Here is a 19656-nt window from a genome sequence, read left to right as displayed (position 1 = left end):
GCGCCGATCGGCGCTCTTGGATTGAACCATGAGCTTCAGCCAAGCCACCGTCGGCGACGTGTCCCTCTCCAGGGACGGTGCCGAGCTGTTCGTCTCCTGGACCGGCACGCTCCCGGCCGACAGCGTGTATCAGGTCTACGTCGACAACGTCCTCGCGTGGTGGGGCCCGCAGGCCTCGACGCACCTCCCGTGGCCGAGCAAGCAGGTCCGCGTCAGCGTGGGCACCTGCGGCACCGAGGAGGCGGCGACCGACTTCTCGGTCTCGCTGCCGGCCCTCGACGCCAACACGCGTGACCTCGACTGGGAGGGGGGGACGTACCTCGCCTCCGACATCGCCGGGTTCCACGTCTACGGCTCGGCGGCACCGGGCGGCGTCGTCGACTATTCGACCCTCCTCGACGACATCCCGGCCTATCCCGGGGGCCTCGTCACCGACGGCTACGGCATGGGGGGATACGGGCACGGCGGCTACGGACGGTCGGCCGCCTTCTACTCGTGGACGACCCCCGAGCTCTCGAGCGGGACCTGGCAATTCGCCGTAGCCGCCTACGACCAGGCCGGCAACGAGCTCTCGAGCCCCCGCACGGTGAGCGTCACCATTTCGGCACCCCCCAGGCCGCCGGCCGCCGACGCCCGGGGCAGGCGGCTCTCGTACGCGTACGACCCGGCAACGCACAAGGTCACCCTCAACTGGCTCGCCTCGCCGGGCTGACCCAAGAGCGCCGATCGGCGCTCTTGGCCTAGGGACACATCATGACGACCAGCTACACGCCGCGTCTCGGACTGGGCAAGCCGTCGAACAACCAGCGTGGCTGGGACGACGACCTCAACGAGGACTGGGACATCGTCGACGGATCGGCCCTCGGGTCGCTCGCGGTCGTCGCGGTGGAGGTCCCCTCGTCCTCGCTCAACGTGAAGGTGAGTGCGGGCACGTTCCGCAAGCAGGACGGTACCGTCGGCTCGATCGCGGCGGTGTCCTCGCTGGCGATGGCGGCCAGCTCGACCAACTACGTCTACGCCAATGAGACGGGCTCGGTCACGTCCAACACGACCGGGTTCCCTGCCAATACGTCCATCTGCCGGCTCGCGGTCGTCACGACCGACGCCGGCACCGTGACGTCGGTCGTGGACTCCAGGGCGATCATGTCGTCGATGGGTGCCACGCTCCCCATCTACGCCAATCAGTCGGCCAACGCCGTCCTCGCGGGGCCCGGCTCCGGGGCCTCGGCCGCGCCGACGTTCCGCCCCCTCGGATTCGCCGACCTGCCGGTCCTCGCCCCAGTCACGCTCGAGGACGCGGCCACGATCACGTTCGACCCCACGCTCGGGCCCGACCAGCAGGTCACGCTCGGCGGCAACCGGACGCTGGCCATCGCCAACGACGCGGCGGGCTCGGCGATCGAGATCACGCTCAAGCAGGACGCGACGGGCTCGCGGACGGTGACTTGGTGGCCGGGCATCCGCTGGCCTGGCGGCACGGCGCCGACGCTGACGACGGCGGCGAACAAGGAGGACGTGTTCCGCATCGAGAAGCGGGGCACGGGCAACTATCGGGGCATCATCCTGGGGCAGGGGTTCTAATGCCACCCAACGCGACGTTCAACCCGTACCCGACGCCGCTCGACGGCGACGCGGTGCCGATCGTGGTGTTCCTCTACGGCCGGGACACGGGCCAGTTCATAGCCCTGCCCAACATCGTCTGCCTGGGGATCGACCGCCACGAGGGGCCTGACCCTCCTACGGCGAGGTTCCAGTACCTCTTCGACGACAGCAACCCGAACAGCCCGTACCCGACGCAGTTCCAGCAGGTGTGGCCGATCCTGGCCCAGGGGCCGTACGTCATCCAGAACGACGACGAGCTGGTGGTCGCCGGGTACACCTCGAGCGGGTTCCCCCGGATCATCTTCGACGGCTTCGCACAGATCCCCCAGATCGACATAAACCGGGACTCTCAGATTGTCTCGTTCATAGCTTCGGGGGTGGCCATCCGATGCTTCGACAATCCGATCGGCGGTGCCGTCTACCGCAACGCCGAGGACCCGGACTCGACCGACAAGAAGGATATGATCGAGACGGACCTGCCGACCCGGTTCAACCCGGACGGCAAGCCCAACGGGACGCCCAACGGCAAGGACATCAACAACGGCCAGAAGGACTCGTTCCCCCTCTTCCTGGACCCGTACATCGACCGCACCCCGGACCCGAGGGGCGAGTGGACGCTCGGGGCGATGAGCCGCTACCTGCTCGCCTGCTGGAACGACCAGAAGTTCGTCAAGAACCCGGACTTCCGGGCCCTGGACAGCCTGCTCCTGGCGAGGAAGCCGAAGAAGGGGAACTTCTACGACCCGGCCACGCCGTCGACGTACACGGCCGAGCCGATCGTGATCCGAGACTTCGACGCCACCAACCTGACATGGCCAGTCGCCCTCAACAGCCAGCTCCAGTACCACAACTTCGCGATGTGCTGGCAGCTCTCCCAGGGCGAGGACAACGTCCCGGCGACGACGATGAAGATCTACCGCAAGGACGCGGCGGCCGCCGTCGCACCCAAGAAGCTCTACCTCCAGAAGCCGGGCATCACGGTCGTGCTCGACCCCGGCAAGTCCAACGTCCAGGAATTGAGCATGTCCCGCGACCTGAACAAGGTCGCCAACGAGTATTACATCGAGACCGACCCCAAGGAGTACGAGTGCGGGATCGTGCTCGCCCCCGGGTTCAAGATCGCGGCCGGGGACGAGTCGGACGCCAACCGCAAGAAGTACCTCTCCTCGGCCCTCACGAACGCCTCGGGCGACGACCGGGCGAAGTACCGCGACTACGTCGGCGACGAGGCCGGGGACGGGCACTGGGACTACGACACGAACGCCTGGGTGACGAAGACGGCACTCGACCTCGACGACGTCCTGGGCGAGCCCGAGGACGCGGGCGACGGCAGCGGCAAGAAGCTGCCTCAGTACGTCCACCGGCTCCGCAAGCCCGAGGGGACGCTCATCTCGAAGGACTCGGACGGCCAGCCGCTCAAGGCGGTCCTCATGGTCTCGCGGGACTACGCGGGCGACTGCCCGGCGGTCTGGGACGGGACTGGGACCTGGCAGACGGTCGACGGCGGGTGGAAGCTGATGGACGACCGGATCGGCATCCGCTGCACGGCGGCCGACCCCGAGGACTGGAGCATCGGCAAGCCGGACCCGGGCATCACGGCCCAGAACAGCGGCACGTCCCTGCGTGGCGTGACGAGCCAGTCGAACCCGTCCGGCTCCGACCAGAACACGAAGCGGTTCTACTTGATGCTCGTGTCCCGGATACCCGGGGATCTGATGATGATCTCCAACGCGGAGAAGCGTGAGGCCTCTCCGACCGACTTCAAGGTGATGCGTCGGATCGACTGCAAGGATCACTTCAAGTTCCTCACGGTCGACGAGAGCTCTCCCTACAACAAGAAGAAGAAGCCGGTCGTAGCCCAGGACGACACGAAGAAGGCGGACGCCCACGCGGAGGCCCTGCGTGCCGCCCACGAGTTCCCGCCGCTGGCGGGCACGGCGACGATACCCTGGCTCACCAACTCGTACGACATCGGCGACCGGCTCGAGCTCATCGACGGGCGTGGTGCCAGCTTCCAGACCAACCTGGGGACGAACCAGGGCGAGGCCCCGATGTACCCCTACATCATCGGCATCTCCTACAACTTCGACGGCGGCCGCCAGGAGACGCGGATATCGTTCAGCGACCGCCTGCCCGAGGTCGAGCGGGCGTAGGGCAAGAGCGCCGATCGGCGCTCTTGGATTCAATGGTCGATCTGGGGATGCGTGAAATGGCGAAGGCCCGTCAGAGGCAGGGAAGCTCTGACGGGCCTTCTGTGCTGATGCAGACGAGGGATCATGCCCAGCACTCGATAGCCATTATACTGGGCCGCGACCGAAACACAACGATTTCACGACTGATAGTCATAGACTTGGCGGCGAATCGCTATAAAATCTATCGAAGAGGGATCGTCCCCAGCTTGTCGCGAGAGCGACCCGGTTGTGTTTACAGGAACCTTGCAGTGGCCAGTTGCGGTCTCCGTCGCTGGTCGCTTTCCGGACCCAAAAGGATACCTGTCCAAGATCGCACGGGGTTAAAACCTCCCCCGGTGAGGCGAGGCCAATACGAGGGTGGCCGAATCCGTAGTTCCAAAGAGATGTTCCCACGGTACGCCGTGGTTTCCCAGGCAACGGGGTGGTACTTGATCCACCACTCCACGCGGTTCGCCGCGAGGGGTTTACGGGCATACGTCCTGGTCGACACGTGATAATAGGCCTTCGCTCCGGCGTGGGCTGAATCGAATAAAACATCTCGGAAGTAAGAACGAAGGTAGCCGACGAAAAGCTGAGGCTGGGGACGCAGGGCAGGACATTAACCCTAAAATCACAAGGGAATGCCCGGGGTACGCCCTGAAATACTCAAGGCTACTTATATGCGGGGCTAAAGAGTATCATGCCTCCAGTTGGCTTGAGGAATAAAGACTGGTCCGGCACGACGGAACCCTTGGGCTATGGCCAGGCCGACCGGGAACGCTCGTCTCGCAAGGGCCGTCGGGCGAAGAAGCGTAGGCAGGAGCGGGCGGAAGCCGAGAGGAAGGCCTATGCCGTCCCAGGCGCTTCGGAGAGGCTTCAGAGGACGCTCGAAGATCCCAAGCGTCTAAAGGCCCGGCAGAAGGCGGCCGAGATGATCCTCGACGTCCTGTGCGAGAAGATGATCGAGCTCGGCCTCGGTGCCAGTTCGTCGTTGTTCGATCAGGAATTGCGAGCTGCCGAGTCATGGCTACGGTTGCGGGCGAATATACCGATGTCCGAGCCGTGCGTCGGCACCGCTCCACCCGATGGACCACCCTGGTGAGGAACGAACCCCGCACGATACGCGAGCGTCACACGGACCTCGCGTCCACGGTCGATCAGATGCTCCCCGACCCGTCCCGGTCGTCGTCGATCCTGGTCCAGACGACGGTGCAGAGCACCTACCCGACGACCGCCCGGGGCTACTATGCCGTCGTCCAGGTCGACCCTGGCGGTGCCGAGGTCGAGGGCGGCGGCGCCACGCTCACCGCCGGCACCGCCAAGTTCTACGCCCTGAACGTCGGGGCCAAGGTCCCTCCCGTGGGGACATTGGCCGTCGCCTATCCCCTCAACGGCCGCTGGGTGTTCAAATTCTGATGAGGGACGAAGAACGCATACTCCGCGAGCGTCACTCGGACCTCGCCATCGCCGTCGACCGGACGCGGTACGAGCCCCGCAAGGGCGGCCAGATGCTCGTGCAGGTCCAGGACTGCGGCAGCCTGCCGACGGAGATGAAGAAGTATTACTGCTGCAAGGTGATCGACCCGGGCGGTGCCGAGGTCGAGGGCCAGCCCGGCGGCTTCGATCCCCTGACGGGCAGGGTCTACGTCATCGCGATCGGCGACAAGGTGCCTGTCGTGGACGACTACCTCCTGGCCTCGGCCATCGGCGGGCGGTGGGTGGCCGAGTCGTACAAGTCGCCGACCTCGGGGGCGTCGCTATGCCTGGAGTCGAAGAACGGCTGCAATGCCGACCCGTTCGACCCAGGATACGGCTACCCTCTGCCAGGCTTCGTCTTCACGCTCACCGACCCCGACGGCGAGGTATACGGGCCATCCGACGCGACGACGGGCAAGGTGCTCTCCGTGAGCATGGTCACGCAGGGGACGGGATTCGACCCGCTCGACCCGCCCGCAGTCGCCTTCGGCACACCGGGGGCCGACGCCAAGGCCACGGCGAATCTCTCCGGCGGCGTCCCGACGATCAAGCTCACGGCGGGCGGGGACGGCTACACGGACCCCGTCATCACGATGGGCGGCTACACGACGGGCAATCGGGCGAGCATCGCATGGAAGCTCACGATAACGTCGCTGGTACTGCAAGCGAGCGGCTCGGACTACGACGACGGCGTGGATTACGACCTGATCTTCGTCGGCGGCGGAACGCCCACGACGCCGGCCCAGGGCAAGTTCGACGTGGTCGACGGGGTCATCGTCAACGTCCGCCTTACGAACGGGGGCGTGGGCTATCGCAGTGCCCCGGCCGTCACGTTCACGGATGCGGGGGATGGCAACGGCGGCAAGGTCAAGGTGAAGATGAAGTTCACCGAGATCAGGGCGACGGGCGGGACGCTCTACGTCAACCCGACGCTGACGATCGATGACCCCGACGGCGACGGTGCCACCGCCACGGTGACGGCGACCTCCATCGGGATCGCGAGCGTGACGGTCACGGACGGCGGCCACGACTACAGCTACACCTCGCCGCCCGCGATCACGTTCCCGGCCACCTCGGGCAGCGGCGCCACGGCCCAGGCACTTGTACGGATAAGGTCCTGCATCGAGGACCTCCCGACCGACCTCGCGTTCCCGCTGACGATCGACATCACGCAGCCGGGATACGTCCCCGGCCACGAGACGATCAACACCTTCCTGACCGGACCCTACAAGCTCAACCTGTGGCCGGTCGGAACGCTGACGGTCAGGGTCATCTCCTGGTTCATGGCCCCGGCCGGGATCGTGGTGACCGGATCGGTCGGCAACCACTCGGACACGCAGACGATGACGCTCGTCGACCCGGGCAGCGGCATCTACGGTGCGACGCTCTCCATCACCTGCGACGAGTCATCGTCGCGATACGTGACCATCACGGCCTCCATCGGGAGGGGAGGCACGATCCCCGGGCCGACGTGCGGCCCCCAGCCGTTCTCGCTGTATGCACCGTGATCCAAGAGCGCCGATCGGCGCTCTTGGATCATCCGGCCTGGCCGATGGCGAGCATGGCCTTCTCGACGTCGGCCTCGGCGTAGATCTCGGTGGTGAAGGCGGACGAGTGGCCGAGGATGATGCGGGCGGTCTCGATGCCGAACTGCTTGCGGAGCCGCGTGGCGGCGTTGTGCCGGAGCTGGTTGGGATTCCACCCGTTCTCCATCATCCACCGCTTGTACTCGTTGGCCTGCTCGGCGGTCCTGTCCTTGGGCCTGATGCTGCCGAGTGTCGGGTGCGGCCTGGCCTTGGCACAGGCCGCGTCGATCTCCCGGCCATACAGCGTGACGTCGATCTGGTCTTTTGGCCGTCGGGCCTTGGTGAATATCGCCGACCTCTCGCGGGTGGACTCCAGGAGCGGGCCCAGGATCGCCCTGGCCTCGGGCCCGAGCAGGACGACCCGCTCCTTGCCCTTGTGCTCGGTCTTATGTTCCCTGGGAATGTATCTCCACACCTCCCCAGATCGATCGATGTCGCAGGGCCGCATCATGCAGGCCTCGCCTGGCCTCATGCCGGTGGCGAGCTGCAGCCTGACCAACGCGGCGACCATCGGCCTGAGGTGGGCCAGCGTCGCCTCCAGCAAGTCCTCGGGCACCGGCGTCACCGAGTCGTAATCCGGGGCCGTCGTGCGTCCCTTGGCGAGGTTCTTGACGGCCTTGAGGTCGGCGAGCACCGAGCCCGGTATCAGCTCCTCCTCGGCCGCCCACGCGAACATCTTGCGGACCCAGAAGACGGCGTCGTTGACGGTGCCCCTGGCGTGCCCGGCCTGCTCCCAATAGGCACGCATCGTCTTGAGGTCCGAGGGCCGGAATTCCCGGGCGGGGTGATTGCCGTACAGGCGGTTGAGGCTCCGGCTCACCGCCCTGATCCTGGACATCGACGACGTGTACCGGCCGTTCTTGCGATACCACCGCTCGGCGTAGCCTTCGACGAACCTGACGATCATCTCGGAGACGGTCAGGTCGCTCGGCCTGTCGCACAGCTTGCGGCCCGCTAGCGTCCAGAGCGTGACCAGGCGGTCGTATTCCAGGAGGCTCTTCTCCGAGCCGTGGACGCCGAGGTAATGGTCCTTGCCGCTCAGCGTGACCACCGCCTGACCCGAGGGCTTGTGCAATCTGTACGATGGGACCGTCGGCTTGCGGGGCATGATCCTCTCCGGTCTATTCCGGTAGGCTACCGGGTTCAGCTGTACGTCATTATACCAACAGGCGAATTCGGAAGGAATGCCCCTTCATAGACTTGCGTGAACTCCTTTGAAATGCGATACAAGTAAACGTCAACTACTATCAGCGCGAGCTGACGGCCCCGGACGAGAACCCGCCCATCGGGATCGTTCTCTGCACGGACAAGAGCGAGGCGGTCGTCCGCTATGCGCTGCCCGAGGGCAATCGCCAGATCTTCGCCACGCGCTACAAGCTCCACCTGCCCACGGAAGCGGAGCTGGCCGCCGAGCTGCAACGCGAGCGCCGCGAGATCGAACTGACCCGGAGCCTGGACGCCGATCCCGGGGCCTCGAACGCCTACCGCGCGGCCAGGCTCATCGATACGCAGGGCAAGGCGGCCGAGGCCGTCGAGGCCTATCGCGCCTTCCTCAAGGAATACCCCGACGCCGAAGCGGCCGGCGTCGCCAAGAGCAGGCTCAAGGTGTTGACCGGCTCGGAGGAGTGACCGTAACGCCTCTCAACCATTCCACGCATTGCAAACGAACCTAATCGAACATAACCGCCATTATGGGACGTTATCGGGCAGGGGATCAGCATACACTCCAAGGGGTTGCGTCGGTTCTTGGCGTCGCCCGTTATCAGACATGGTAAGGCCCAACGACCACCTTGCCCCTTCGGGTCTCCATCCTCAACCATTGCCGTGAATTCCCCGTGTATTCACTCGAGAGATCCCTCATTGCCTTGATGAGCCTGGCTTTCGAGGCGAATCAAGCTCATCCGACAATATTCCGCTTTATCTCGTCGAAGATCGCATTTATTTTAATGGCTACCGTGACAGATCTTGGTTTAATTAAATTCTTGTAATCGTTAATTCGATCCTGCATTGCAGGTGCTCCTTGAGCGGCGAAATGCACCACATCGCTCGATCGCGGGCTGGCTCGATACGGAGGCAGGCTTTCGCGATGGACGGTGCAATCCTTGAAATCCGCGTCACATTCCGCCGGAATCGAGGTCGGTACGCTTAGAGGATGATCCATGAGCCCGCCTCGCATGTCCTTCTTACTCGTCGACGACGATGTCGACGCCCGTACCAATTTGGCAGACTTCCAGGCCGAACCGGACGAATGCCGAGTCGGCGTCGCCGCACTCGAGCCGGCCCGCGATCGTCCGTACGACTGACCTTGCCCCGCTCGACCTCGCGATGCCTGGCATGGACGGCCTCACGCGCTATCGCGAGCTGAAGCGGAATGGTCACCCTCCTCGTGGACGGCCATGCGAGCGAGCAGGTACTCGGCGAGTTCCTTGCCTGGCCGCAGGTCCGTCTCGCCGACGACGGCCCCAAGCCGCGAATCTCGGTGCGGCTCGCTACGCGATGATGGCTGAAAGGTTTGCCTGGCAAATGTCGTCCGGCAGGCCGAGAAATGTCCCGAGGCCGACCCCATCGGCTCGTCCCGGCGGACGAGAGGGATCCCCACGGCGATAGTCTCGTGCGGATCCCCAGGATGAGAGCCTCGCAACATCAACCTCTCTAACATGCCAAATCACCAGAATCAGATAATGCGGATGGAGGACTGAAATGGACAAATCGGATCGGACGCTGGCCTTTGAAGATGTCCTGGAGGACGAGCTTAAGGCGATCGATATTCGGCGCGAAAGCATACACAAGGAACATAAGGCTAAAGCGGGAGTGTCCGCAGGAGACGAGGCCCTTGACGATGGCCTGCGTCCTCCCGTGGAGCACGAAAGCAGCGAGCCCGATGAATACCAACGGCTCGCGGCCATCCGGAGGAAGGCCCTCCGTGAGCATCTCGTGGGCCTGTCGCTCTCCGGGGGCGGCATCCGGAGCGCGACCTTTGCGGTCGGGATCATCCAGGGGCTCGCGAAGCTCGGCCTCATCAAGCGCATCGATTACCTCTCGACGGTCTCCGGCGGGGGCTACGCGGGGAGCTGGCTCGCCGCCTGGATCCGGCGGGAAGGGAGCGTCTCCAACGTCGAGGATCAACTCGCCCAGGGGCGAATCGTGAACGCGAGGGCCGAGCGAGAGTTCCTCACCGATGCCGACGTCGTCGACGAGGAGCCTGAGCCGATCTATCACCTTCGCGCCTATAGCCGCTACCTGGCGCCACGGGCGGGGCTGCTGACGGCCGACTCCTGGTCCGTCGTCGCCACCTACGTCCGGAATATCTCGATCAACCTCATGATGCTCCTGCCCGCCGCGATGATCATCGTCCTCTTGGTCCGATCCCTCAACAATCTGTTCAATCTCGCGGTGCCGAGCAGCTTCTATGACCAGAACAACTGGTTCCTGTTGATCCCCTTGCTACTGATAGGGGGGACATTCCTCGTTCGCGGGCTGATCACGAACGATCGCGCCATCGAGGATTTGCGCAATCCGGCCGCAGCCAATGCGCCGGTCAACAAGGAGAAGATGCTCGACGAGATCGTCCTGCCTCTCCTCATCGCGTCCGTCCTCCTGCCACTCTCACTGATGTCGATTAGTTGGTGGCTCTGGCCGGAAGAGGATCGTTATGCGAGGCATGGTCGTTTGAACGAGCATAACTTCTTCCGCTGGTTCTGGCTGCCAGGGTCGCCCTTGTGGACCAACTTGCGGAGGCCGGAGTTTCTCCCGGAGGTTGTCCTGTCGGTCGTGCTTGCCTGCACCGCCGTGGCGGGCTGGTTTATCGGATTGAAGCGATGGACGATGTTTGTCTTCGCGGTGCTCATCCCGCTCATCCTCACCCTGCTCTCGCACCTGACGCGCGGGCCGCTCGCACCGGGCCCCGATCCTGCGAAGTCCCCGACGATCCTTTACGTCCCGGCGTTCTCGGCCGTGTTCACGGTCGGCCTGGTCTTGGCTTACATCGCGAAGGGGTGGGGCGATCGGGCCCGCCAAAGCTGGGTGCTGTTGCGCACCGCCGTCGGGACGGGCATCGCGGGCGGGATATTACTCGCGGCGAATGTGCAAATCCTGTACATCTATTGTTCGAGCCGCCCGGACCTCCTCGCGACCTTGGCCCCGCCGGCATGCCTGCTGTCGCTCGTCGCCTCGATCAATGTCCATGTCGCGCTCCTCGGCCACTCGATGAATGAAGACGAGCGCGAGTGGTGGGCGTATCTCAACGCCCACCTGCTCATCGTCGCCCTCGGCTGGCTCGCGATCTTCGGGACGATCATCTACCTCCCCGCACTCCTGTACATGCTGCCGGTCTACGTCAAGAGCCCGTCTCTCCAGACGGGCATATGGGCGAGTCTGATCTCATCATGGCTGGGGACGACGTTCGCCGGGATTCTCGCCGGCAAGAGTCGACAGACAGGTTCAGGACACGGAAATGTCTCGCTGGAGACGGTCGCAACCATCGCGCCTCTCGTCTTCCTCATCGGCCTCTTCGCCCTGCTCAGCATGTCCTTCGAATTGCTACGGCCTGCGCTCGAGACCGGGCTCTCGGACCTGCTCCGCATGATCTTCGGGCCTCCACGGACTGCGCCCCAAAGCCTGTCAATCGACATCCATCCCAATTACTTCGATCGCATCAACGGAGCGAAACTCGTCCCGATCGTGAGTTCCGCCGTTGTTCTCGCCTTCGTCTTCAAATTCGTGTCGCGGTTCGTGGACGTCAATCTCTTCTCGCTCAACGCGATGTACGCCAACCGCCTCGTGCGCTGCTACCTCGGGGCCTCGCGCAGGATGCCGCGATGGGAGAGGCGTTGGGGCAGAGGCAGAGATCGGCGTGAAGGGGGAGGGGCGCCGACCCATGTCGGTTCCGGCCCGAGCGACTTTCGGGAGCCCGACAGGCGCCCGAACCCGGTGACCGGCTTCGACGCGAAGGATGATCTGCCCCTCTCGACTTTCCGAATCGGGAATGTCTTCCACGGCAAGGAGTATCGCGGGCCTCAACTCCTCATCAACACCTCGCTCAACCTCATCGATACCGAGGAGCTTGCCTGGGCCGACCGGAAATCCGAATCCTTCGTCCTATCCCCGACCCATTGCGGATCGAAGGGGACCGGCTACGCGCGAGTCGTCCCCGAGATGGTCGACAAGGACTTGACGATCGGGCGTGCCATCGCCATATCAGGCGCGGCCGTCGACCCCAACATGAATTATCACCAGTCCCCCGCGTTGACGGCCTTCCTCACGATCTTCAACGCGAGGCTCGGCTACTGGATCGAGAACCCGAGGCCGTCCGAGCGTCCCGACGTGCTGAGGGCTCGTAATCCCTATGAATCGCCCGAGCCCTGGAAAGGCAAGAGCCCGCATTACGGCATGCTGCTCATCTCGGAGCTCTTCGGCTCCACCGACAACCGGGGGGAGTACGTCCACCTCAGCGACGGCGGTCATTTCGAGAACACCGGCGTCTACGAGTTGATCCGACGCCGTTGCCGCTATGTCATCGCGTGCGACGCCACGACGGACCGGGGCGCCGCCGACGGCAACCTCTCGAATCTGATCCGCCTGGCCAGGATCGACCTCGGCATTCGCATCGAGATCGACACGTCCCCGCTCCAGCTCGACGGAGACGCCTCGCGGCTGTGCCGTTCCCACGTGGTGATCGGGAGCATACGATACGACGACGTCGACAACGGGCAGAGCCCCGGCGTGCTCGTCTACATCCGCGCGTCCATGACCGGGGACGAGCCCCCCGACGTTCGCAACTACGCCGCCGTCAACCGCGCCTTCCCGTATACGACCACCGGGAACCAGTTCTTCGACGAATCCCAATTCGAGAGCTATCGCGTCCTGGGCGACCACGTCGCTCGCGTCGTGTTCGAGGACGCGAAGGCCGACGCGGAGCGTACCGAGAAGCTCTGGGCCGAGCCGGACTACGACACCGAATTCCGACTCGGCAACAATCGCCTCTTCGCCGCAATTCGCCGTAGATGGGCCGAGTCGATACCCATCCGTGATCAGAGATTCCTGGAATCGACGAAGAGCTACTCCGCGATCCAGCAAGCACTTCGCGAGGACCCCACGCTGCGCGACCTGACCCACCAGGTCTATCCCGAGTTGCCCAACGGCGCCGATGGCGAGCCCGGGCCGGGACATGCTCCGGTGTCGGCCACCAAGTCCAGGGTCGTCGATGCGGACGGGCGACGGGTCGAGCTCCTCGCCGTCGCACAGATGTTACAAGCGATCGAGAATGCGTGGCTGGGCCTGGACCTCAAGTCGCACCCCGACGAGTTGATCAGCCACGGCTGGTGGAGCGTCTTCCGCCGGTGGACGGCGACCGACGCATTCCACCGGAACTGGCCGACCTTGCGTCCGGAGTTCAGCACGGAATTCTCCCGCTTCGTCGAGTCGAGGCTGGGCCTCACCCCCTCCATGCCCGAGATCCTGCCCTGGTCCGAAGGACACATCTCGAAGGCCGAGCAGGAATCCCTGATCGCGGAATTCGATCGCGAGTGGCCCAATACGATCACCGATCGGGCTCACGGGGCGAAGGACGAGAGCGACGAGGCGACGGACGTTGGCGGGACGCTCAGACTCGGGCTCCAGGGCATGATCGACCGCGCGGTCGATGCACCGGGGCCGGGTAACGCCAAAGGGAAGGCCGTCTGGGGGATCCTCCAGGAACCCAGGCCCCGGGCGACGGTCGAGCCGAAGGTCGGCGACTGCCGGGGGATAATCGTCGTCTTCAAGGGGCCATCGGTTCACCCCGCGAAGGGGGAGAAGGACGATCCCGAAAACGAATTGCTCGTGTGGATACGGCGATCCCATCGCGGCATCGGGCTCGGCAGCTACGTGATGGAGAAGCACTTCAAGAAGATCGAGGCGCAGCTCGCTATAGAGCGACCCGCCCAACTTCATGTCCGCTACCCGCGCGTCGATGAGGAGCCCGTTAGGTCCATGTGGAAGAAATTCTTCACCCTTTACGATTTCGAGAAGTATCCGAAAGCCCCATCTGACGCGCATCGCTCCGTGCGTCTCCACCGATCCCTCGGATGATGTCGTCGTGAAGCGGCAGGGCCGGTGGAATCGTTCGTCGAGTGCCCCGGTCGAGGAGTCTCCAGACCTTGAACAGGATGGCGTCGCTCCCGATTCGATCAACGTGTCGGGCCTCGGCGGCGTCATCCTACTTGCGGGCGAGGGGTTGCGGTGACTCGCGGGGATTCGGGGATTTCAGGATGGACGGACCGCCGGGGAGCGTCGAAAATCGCAGGGTACCCCCCGGCGTGGGCTCAAGAGAGTACGGTCGAGCTTGGTTGAGGCACGTCACGACGACGGCCGCGCGTCGATGCGTCGGTTTGACCGTCCTCGTGACGTGCCGGGAGCGATCCTGATGAGGGCATTGCTGCTGGGGTTTGCGTTGCTCCCCTGCTTCGCCTGCGACGAGAAGCCGGAGAGGCCCGCGGGCGAGTCGGCCGTGTACAAGACGGCGGATGGGCGGAAGCTCAGGCTCTGGGTCGTCAAGCCCGAGGGCTGGAAGGCGACCGACCGGAGGCCGGCGGCGGTCTTCTTCCACGGGGGCGGGTGGGTCGGCGGCCGGCCCGGCCAGTTCGACACGCAGGCCAGGTATCTCGCGAGTCGGGGGATGGTCTGCGCATTGGTCGAGTATCGGTTGCTCGACAAGGGAGAAGCCGAGAAGGAGACCCCGCCCGTGGCCTGCTGCCGAGACGCCAAGTCGGCGATGCGGTGGGTCAGGTCCCACGCCGGCGGGCTCGGCATCGACCCGAATCGGGTCGCGGCGGGGGGCGGGTCGGCGGGGGGCACCTCGCGGCCTTCGCCGGCATGGTCGAAGGGCAGGACGACCCCGACGACGACTTCTCGGTCTCGCCCAGGCCCGACGCCCTGATCCTGTTCAACCCGGTCATCGACAACGGCCCGAACGGCTGGGGCTATGCCCGGGTGAAGGGCCGCTACAAGGAGTTCTCCCCCGCCCACAACGTCGGCAAGGACGCCCCGCCCGCCATCATCTTCCTCGGGTCCGCGGACCGCCTGATCCCGGTCAAGACGATCGAGGACTTCCAGGCCGAAATGCGCAAGGAGGGCGTGCGCTGCGAGACGGTGATCTACCCCGACCAGCCCCACGGCTTCTTCAACAAGCCTCCCTACACGACCAAGACGCTGATCGAGGCCGACAAGTTCCTCGAGTCCCTCGGCTGGCTCAGCGGCCCGCCGACCCTCGAATCGCCCTGACGGAGTCGGCCAGGGGATGGCCCCGTCCCAGCGGAGGGCCGCCCCGCGCGACCTGGACGCGCATCGGCGATGTCCCGTGCGGACGAAGTCGATGTCGGATGTGAGAACAAGACGAAGTTTTCATGAACGAGGCGCAAAGGCCTGTTGCTCGATGGGGCCCGGGCCCGGCGGCGCCCGCATTTGAGGCCGAGGATCTCGCGGCGGAGGGGGCGCAGGCCGGTTCCTAAGAGGTTCGACGTCGCATATAATCGTCGCGGCGGGGGCGGGCCGCCGCATCGAGGCCCTCGAGATTATCCACAAATCATCCATTCAAGAACATGAAAGCTTCGTCGATCGCGGAACTCGTCGCCCGCCGGATCCCCGAGCATTCGCTCGAGCGGGAGTTCTATTCGGCGGAGGGCGTCTACGAAGCGGACCTGGAGGCGATCTGGAGGAAAGACTGGCTCTTCGCCGGGCACACCTGCCAGATCCCAAGGCCGGGCGACTACTTCCTCTTCGAGATGGACACCGAGTCGCTCGTCATCCTGCGGGACGACGAGGGCCGGGTCCGGGCCTTCCACAACCTCTGCCGACATCGCGGCTCCCTCCTCTGCGACCGGGCCGCCGGCCGGGCCAAGCAGCTCGTCTGCCCGTATCACCAGTGGGTCTACGCCAAGGACGGCTCGCTGATCGCCTCGCGCGGTATGCCCGACGACTTCGACCGCGCCTCGCACGGCCTGATCCCCGCGGCGGTCAGGGACGTGGCGGGCCTGATCTACGTCTCCCTGAACCCCGAGCCGACGAGCTTCGACGGCGCCTTCGAGGTGCTGGGGCACGCCGCGAGGCCCCAGGGGCTCGAGCGGGCGAAGGTGGCGGAGCGGGTCGACTACGAGGTGCCCGGCAACTGGAAGCTCGTCTGGGAGAACAACCGCGAGTGCTACCACTGCAACGTCAACCACCCGCAATACATCAAGGCCAACTTCGATCATTATAACTCCGACGACACGACCCCCGCGATCCGCCGCGAGCTGGACGCCTCTGTCGAGCGGGCCGAGCGGGCCTGGCGCGACGCGGGCCTGAGCCCGACGCACCGCAGCCAGGGGATGACCTCCTTCCCCGACGGGGACGTCTGGTACTCCGCGAACCGGACCGTCCTCGTCGACGGCTACGTCAGCGAGACCATGGACGGCCGGCAGGTCGCCCCGCTCATGGGGGATTACCGAAGCTCGGACGTCGGCACGCTCCGGATGCGGAGCCTCCCCAACTTCTGGAACCACTCGAGCTGCGACCACGCGGTGAGCACCCGGCTCCTCCCCGCTGGCCCGCAGAAGACCCTGGTCACGGTCTACTGGCTCGTCCACGAGGACGCCGAGGAGGGGCGGGACTATCGGCTCGACACCCTCCTGCCCTTCTGGCGGCTCACGTCCGAGCAGGACTGGGAGATCGTCAAGAACGCCCAGCGCGGGGTGAACTCGCGCGTCTACCGCCCCGGCCCGTACTCGCCGGCGAAGGAATACAACGTCGAGGCCTTCATGCGCTGGTACCTCCGCCGGCTGACGGCGGCCGGGCTGGCGGAGGACGCCCGATGAGGGCCGAGCCCCTCGCGGCGACGGCCGGGCCCCTCGCGGCGGCCAGGCTGAGGCGCGGGCAGTCCCTGACGATGATCCTGCTCATCGTCGGATACGGCGGCTATTACCTCTGCCGGTCGAACCTCTCGGTGGCGACGCCGCTGATGATGGACGACATCGCGGAGATGGGGGGGGACGGCGAGGCCTCGCGCGATCGCCTGGGGAAGATCGCCTCGCTCGGGACGCTCGCCTATGCGATCGGCAAATTCTTCAGCGGCGTGCTCGGCGACATCCAGGGGGGCCGGCGCAACTTCCTGACCGGGATGGGGGGGACGGTCGTCTTCACGGCCTTGCTGGCCGTCGGCCCCGGCTCGCCGCTCTTCGCCCTGAGCTGGCTCGGCAATCGCCTCGTGCAGTCGATGGGGTGGGTCGGAATCGTCAAGATCGCCAGCCGATGGTTCGACTTCCGGACGAGCGGCGGGGCGATGGCCGTCATCAGCCTCAGCTACCTCTTCGGCGACGCCGCCTCGAGGGCGTTCATGGGGGTCCTCATCCACTTCGGGATGGGATGGCGAGGTTTGTTCCTCACCTGCGCCGGGGTCCTGGCGGTCATCTTCGTCGCCTGCTCGAGGTATCTCAAGGAATCGCCCCGAGAGATCGGCGCGGACGAGGGGATGGCCAACCCCCTCAACATCTTCGGCCCCGAGGGGCAGGACGCCGAGCCGACCAGATACACCGCGCTGATCGCCTCCTTGCTGTCGAATCGGGCGTTCCTGTACGTCTGCCTGCTCTCGCTGACGACGACCTTGATGCGCGAGACGTTCAACACGTGGTCGCCGACCTACTTCAAGGAGGTCGTCCACCTCTCGGTTTGGGAGGCGGCGATCACCAGCGCACTCTTCCCGCTGGTGGGCGGGGTCTCGGTCCTCCTCGCCGGCTTCGCGAGCGACCGGCTCGGCCCCTATGGCCGTGCGGGCCTGCTGGTCCTGGGGCTCGCGACGACGGGCGTCGCGCTCTGGTTCCTGGGATGCCTGCCGGCGCGGGTCGGGAGCGCCTGGCCGATCTTCCTGGTGACGATGGTCGGGTTCCTGCTGATCGGCCCTTACTCGTACCTCGGCGGGGCGATCGCCCTCGACTTCGGCGGGAAGCGCGGGAGCTCGACCGCCTGCGGGATCATCGACGGCACCGGCTATCTGGCGGCCGTCCTGGCCGGCGACGGCATCGCCCGCGCCGTCAAGGGGATGGGCTGGGGGATGACCTTCTCGTGGCTCGCCATCACCTCTTGGGCCTCGAGCCTCGTCGCCTGCCTGCTCCTCTGGGAGCTCTATCGCAAGAGGAACGCCCGGGGCCGATCGGCGCCCGACCGGCCCTGACTCCGGCTTTTCTCCCGGAAATGCGGGCTCACTCGCCTGCCGACGGCGAGGCGCAGGTGCTCTCGCGGACGATGAGCCGGCCGGGCACGACCACATGGACGGGGGGCGTCCGTGGCTTCTTGATGCGCTCATACATCATCCGGAGCGCGTGCTGGGCGATGCGCTCGGCGTCGAGCGCGTAGGTCGTCACGCCGACCGAGAACGAGTTGCCGATCGGGAGGTCGTCGAAGCCGGCCACGGCGACGTCGTGCGGGATGCGCCTGCCCCTCGCGAGCAGCTCGACGATCAGGCCGATCGCCGTGATGTCCTGGAAGCAGATGATCCCGTCGATGCCGTCCTCGACGATCTGGTCGGCCAGCAGGCTGTACGCCTTCTTGCCGGGCAGGTCGTGGCGGAACTCGAGGACGTGGGGCGCCCTCGGCCTGGCGTCGGGCGAGTCGGTGTCCCCCCCCTTGAACTGGGCGAAGAGGTAGCCGGCGAGGCGGTCGTTATGGCTGCTCGTGGAACAGCCCCTGACGAACGCGATCTTCCGCCGCCCGATCTCCTGGAGGTGCTCCGCCAGGCGCTGGCCGCCGCCGACGTCATCGGGGCCGACCAGGTCGCACTCCAGCTCGCGCGAGTCCCCCCGCAGGTTCCGCTCGATGAGGACGACCGGCAGGCCTGCGTCCCGGCAGTGGGCGAGGAGCATCCTGTCTCGCTCCATGCTCTCGACGCTGATCCGGGAGGGGAGGAAGAAGAGCCCCTTGATCCCCGCCCCGATCGCGTGCTTGACCTGCCTGGCGATGTCGCGCGAGGTGATCGCATTCTCGAGGTTGATCGCGTCCGCGGCGAACGAAAACCCCTCGCGGCGGGCGAGCGCCTCGAAACCGGACAGGGTGATCGAGTAGGATGCATTCTGCCAGGGGCCCGGCGTGACGCAGAAGCAGAGCGCCCAAGGATGGCCAGACTTCTCGACGCCGTCGACCAGGTAGCTGCCCGAACGCTCGACGCTGGTGATGATCCCCTTGTCCCGCAAGACCTGGAGGGCGCGCGAGGCCGTGGCCACCGAGACCTTGTATTCGTCGGCGATCTCCCGGACGGCGGGCATCCGCTGGTCGCCGCGCCAACGCCCGGCCGAGATCCTCGCCTCGATTTCCTTGGAAACCTCGAGATATTTAGGCATTTCGGTTGAAGGCATCGCGTCTCCTCGGGAGAGCCGGGTCGCCCTCGCCTGATCTCGATCCGACGAATTCATCGACAGGCTCAACACGCCGACGCGAGCGGATTCGCGCGGTTTCCGCGGTGGGGGGATGAGGTCGGGCCGCGGCTCGATGAGCGGGCCAATCGTCCGGCCGGGCTCTCGGGGGAACATAGTCCGGGGCAGTTGTTATGAAACTGTATGAAACAGCATTCGGAAATTGATGCGCTTTGTCTAGACCCGCTGAACGGCCTTCATCGAAAATTCACGGCGTCGACTCTTGCTTGTTTCGGAGACGCCCGTACCATGTTCTGGTAGAATCAGAAGTCCATCGTTGTCTCAGACAGTGCGATGGCTTTTTGCAGTCCGATCGACCGCCCCCACGCCGATTCGCCTCGCCCCATGCCCGTCGTCCCGGAGTTCGGGCATGGACGTAAGTCGCCCTCCCCCCGCACCGATCGCGGC

The 19656-nt window shown here is 65.5% G+C and carries 17 protein-coding genes; 13 read left to right on the top strand and 4 right to left on the bottom strand.

Annotation, left to right across the window (positions count from 1 at the left end; translation table 11 throughout):
- Nucleotides 1-28 precede the first annotated feature (28 nt).
- From ACOYYX_RS40055 to ACOYYX_RS40030, 6 genes are all read left to right on the top strand, one after another.
- On the top strand, nucleotides 29-712 hold the full coding sequence (locus ACOYYX_RS40055; protein ID WP_422932027.1) for a hypothetical protein: 684 nt from the start codon (nucleotides 29-31) through the stop codon (nucleotides 710-712).
- 41 nt (nucleotides 713-753) lie between these two features.
- Complete coding sequence (locus ACOYYX_RS40050; protein WP_422932026.1) at nucleotides 754-1581, top strand: hypothetical protein; 828 nt, start codon at nucleotides 754-756, stop codon at nucleotides 1579-1581.
- Nucleotides 1581-3755: a hypothetical protein gene (locus tag ACOYYX_RS40045; RefSeq protein ID WP_422932025.1), complete on the top strand. Its 2175-nt coding sequence runs from the start codon at nucleotides 1581-1583 to the stop codon at nucleotides 3753-3755. The genes ACOYYX_RS40050 and ACOYYX_RS40045 overlap by 1 nt, the downstream gene beginning before the upstream one ends.
- 718 nt (nucleotides 3756-4473) lie before the next feature.
- Complete coding sequence (locus ACOYYX_RS40040) at nucleotides 4474-4875, top strand: hypothetical protein (RefSeq protein WP_422932024.1); 402 nt, start codon at nucleotides 4474-4476, stop codon at nucleotides 4873-4875.
- Nucleotides 4872-5189: a hypothetical protein gene (locus tag ACOYYX_RS40035; protein WP_422932023.1), complete on the top strand. Its 318-nt coding sequence runs from the start codon at nucleotides 4872-4874 to the stop codon at nucleotides 5187-5189. Before ACOYYX_RS40040 ends, ACOYYX_RS40035 begins: the two co-directional genes overlap by 4 nt.
- Nucleotides 5189-6757 (top strand): hypothetical protein, encoded by a 1569-nt coding sequence (locus ACOYYX_RS40030; RefSeq protein WP_422932022.1) that lies wholly within the window; start codon nucleotides 5189-5191, stop codon nucleotides 6755-6757. Before ACOYYX_RS40035 ends, ACOYYX_RS40030 begins: the two co-directional genes overlap by 1 nt.
- Before the next feature lie 28 nt (nucleotides 6758-6785).
- On the opposite strand, the gene ACOYYX_RS40025 is transcribed toward ACOYYX_RS40030, so the two are convergent.
- On the bottom strand, nucleotides 6786-7943 hold the full coding sequence (locus tag ACOYYX_RS40025; protein WP_422932021.1) for a tyrosine-type recombinase/integrase: 1158 nt from the start codon (nucleotides 7941-7943) through the stop codon (nucleotides 6786-6788).
- A gap of 116 nt (nucleotides 7944-8059) precedes the next feature.
- On the opposite strand from ACOYYX_RS40025, the gene ACOYYX_RS40020 reads away from it, so the two are divergent.
- On the top strand, nucleotides 8060-8464 hold the full coding sequence (locus ACOYYX_RS40020) for a PDDEXK nuclease domain-containing protein (protein ID WP_422932154.1): 405 nt from the start codon (nucleotides 8060-8062) through the stop codon (nucleotides 8462-8464).
- A gap of 268 nt (nucleotides 8465-8732) precedes the next feature.
- On the opposite strand, the gene ACOYYX_RS40015 is transcribed toward ACOYYX_RS40020, so the two are convergent.
- The gene (locus tag ACOYYX_RS40015; protein ID WP_422932020.1) at nucleotides 8733-8996 is read right to left on the bottom strand and encodes a hypothetical protein; all 264 of its coding nucleotides are present in this window, start codon (nucleotides 8994-8996) and stop codon (nucleotides 8733-8735) included.
- Nucleotides 8997-9018: 22 nt separating this feature from the next.
- Complete coding sequence (locus ACOYYX_RS40010) at nucleotides 9019-9171, bottom strand: hypothetical protein (protein WP_422932019.1); 153 nt, start codon at nucleotides 9169-9171, stop codon at nucleotides 9019-9021.
- A gap of 35 nt (nucleotides 9172-9206) precedes the next feature.
- Between ACOYYX_RS40010 and ACOYYX_RS40005 the strand changes: the two genes are divergently transcribed.
- From ACOYYX_RS40005 to ACOYYX_RS39980, 6 genes are all read left to right on the top strand, one after another.
- Nucleotides 9207-9335 (top strand): hypothetical protein, encoded by a 129-nt coding sequence (locus ACOYYX_RS40005; RefSeq protein WP_422932018.1) that lies wholly within the window; start codon nucleotides 9207-9209, stop codon nucleotides 9333-9335.
- Between the two features lie 200 nt (nucleotides 9336-9535).
- Nucleotides 9536-13903: a patatin-like phospholipase family protein gene (locus ACOYYX_RS40000; protein WP_422932017.1), complete on the top strand. Its 4368-nt coding sequence runs from the start codon at nucleotides 9536-9538 to the stop codon at nucleotides 13901-13903.
- Between the two features lie 334 nt (nucleotides 13904-14237).
- Nucleotides 14238-14750: an alpha/beta hydrolase family protein gene (locus ACOYYX_RS39995; RefSeq protein ID WP_422932016.1), complete on the top strand. Its 513-nt coding sequence runs from the start codon at nucleotides 14238-14240 to the stop codon at nucleotides 14748-14750.
- On the top strand, nucleotides 14687-15094 hold the full coding sequence (locus ACOYYX_RS39990; RefSeq protein ID WP_422932015.1) for an alpha/beta hydrolase: 408 nt from the start codon (nucleotides 14687-14689) through the stop codon (nucleotides 15092-15094). Before ACOYYX_RS39995 ends, ACOYYX_RS39990 begins: the two co-directional genes overlap by 64 nt.
- Before the next feature lie 317 nt (nucleotides 15095-15411).
- Nucleotides 15412-16662, top strand: coding sequence for an aromatic ring-hydroxylating oxygenase subunit alpha (locus ACOYYX_RS39985; RefSeq protein ID WP_422932014.1), 1251 nt, complete (start codon nucleotides 15412-15414; stop codon nucleotides 16660-16662).
- A complete protein-coding gene (locus ACOYYX_RS39980; RefSeq protein ID WP_422932013.1) occupies nucleotides 16659-18014 on the top strand; it encodes an MFS transporter in 1356 nt (451 codons plus the stop codon). Before ACOYYX_RS39985 ends, ACOYYX_RS39980 begins: the two co-directional genes overlap by 4 nt.
- Nucleotides 18015-18042: 28 nt before the next feature.
- Here ACOYYX_RS39980 and ACOYYX_RS39975 read toward each other — a convergent pair whose 3' ends face one another.
- Nucleotides 18043-19191, bottom strand: coding sequence for a LacI family DNA-binding transcriptional regulator (locus ACOYYX_RS39975; RefSeq protein WP_422932012.1), 1149 nt, complete (start codon nucleotides 19189-19191; stop codon nucleotides 18043-18045).
- Nucleotides 19192-19656: the final 465 nt, after the last annotated feature.

Origin of the sequence: Singulisphaera chitinilytica (genome assembly GCF_049331405.1) — a bacterium.
Classification (GTDB): Bacteria; Planctomycetota; Planctomycetia; order Isosphaerales; family Isosphaeraceae; genus PoT.
Note: the sequence above shows the minus strand (reverse complement) of the source record. Positions and strands in the feature narration are given on the sequence as shown.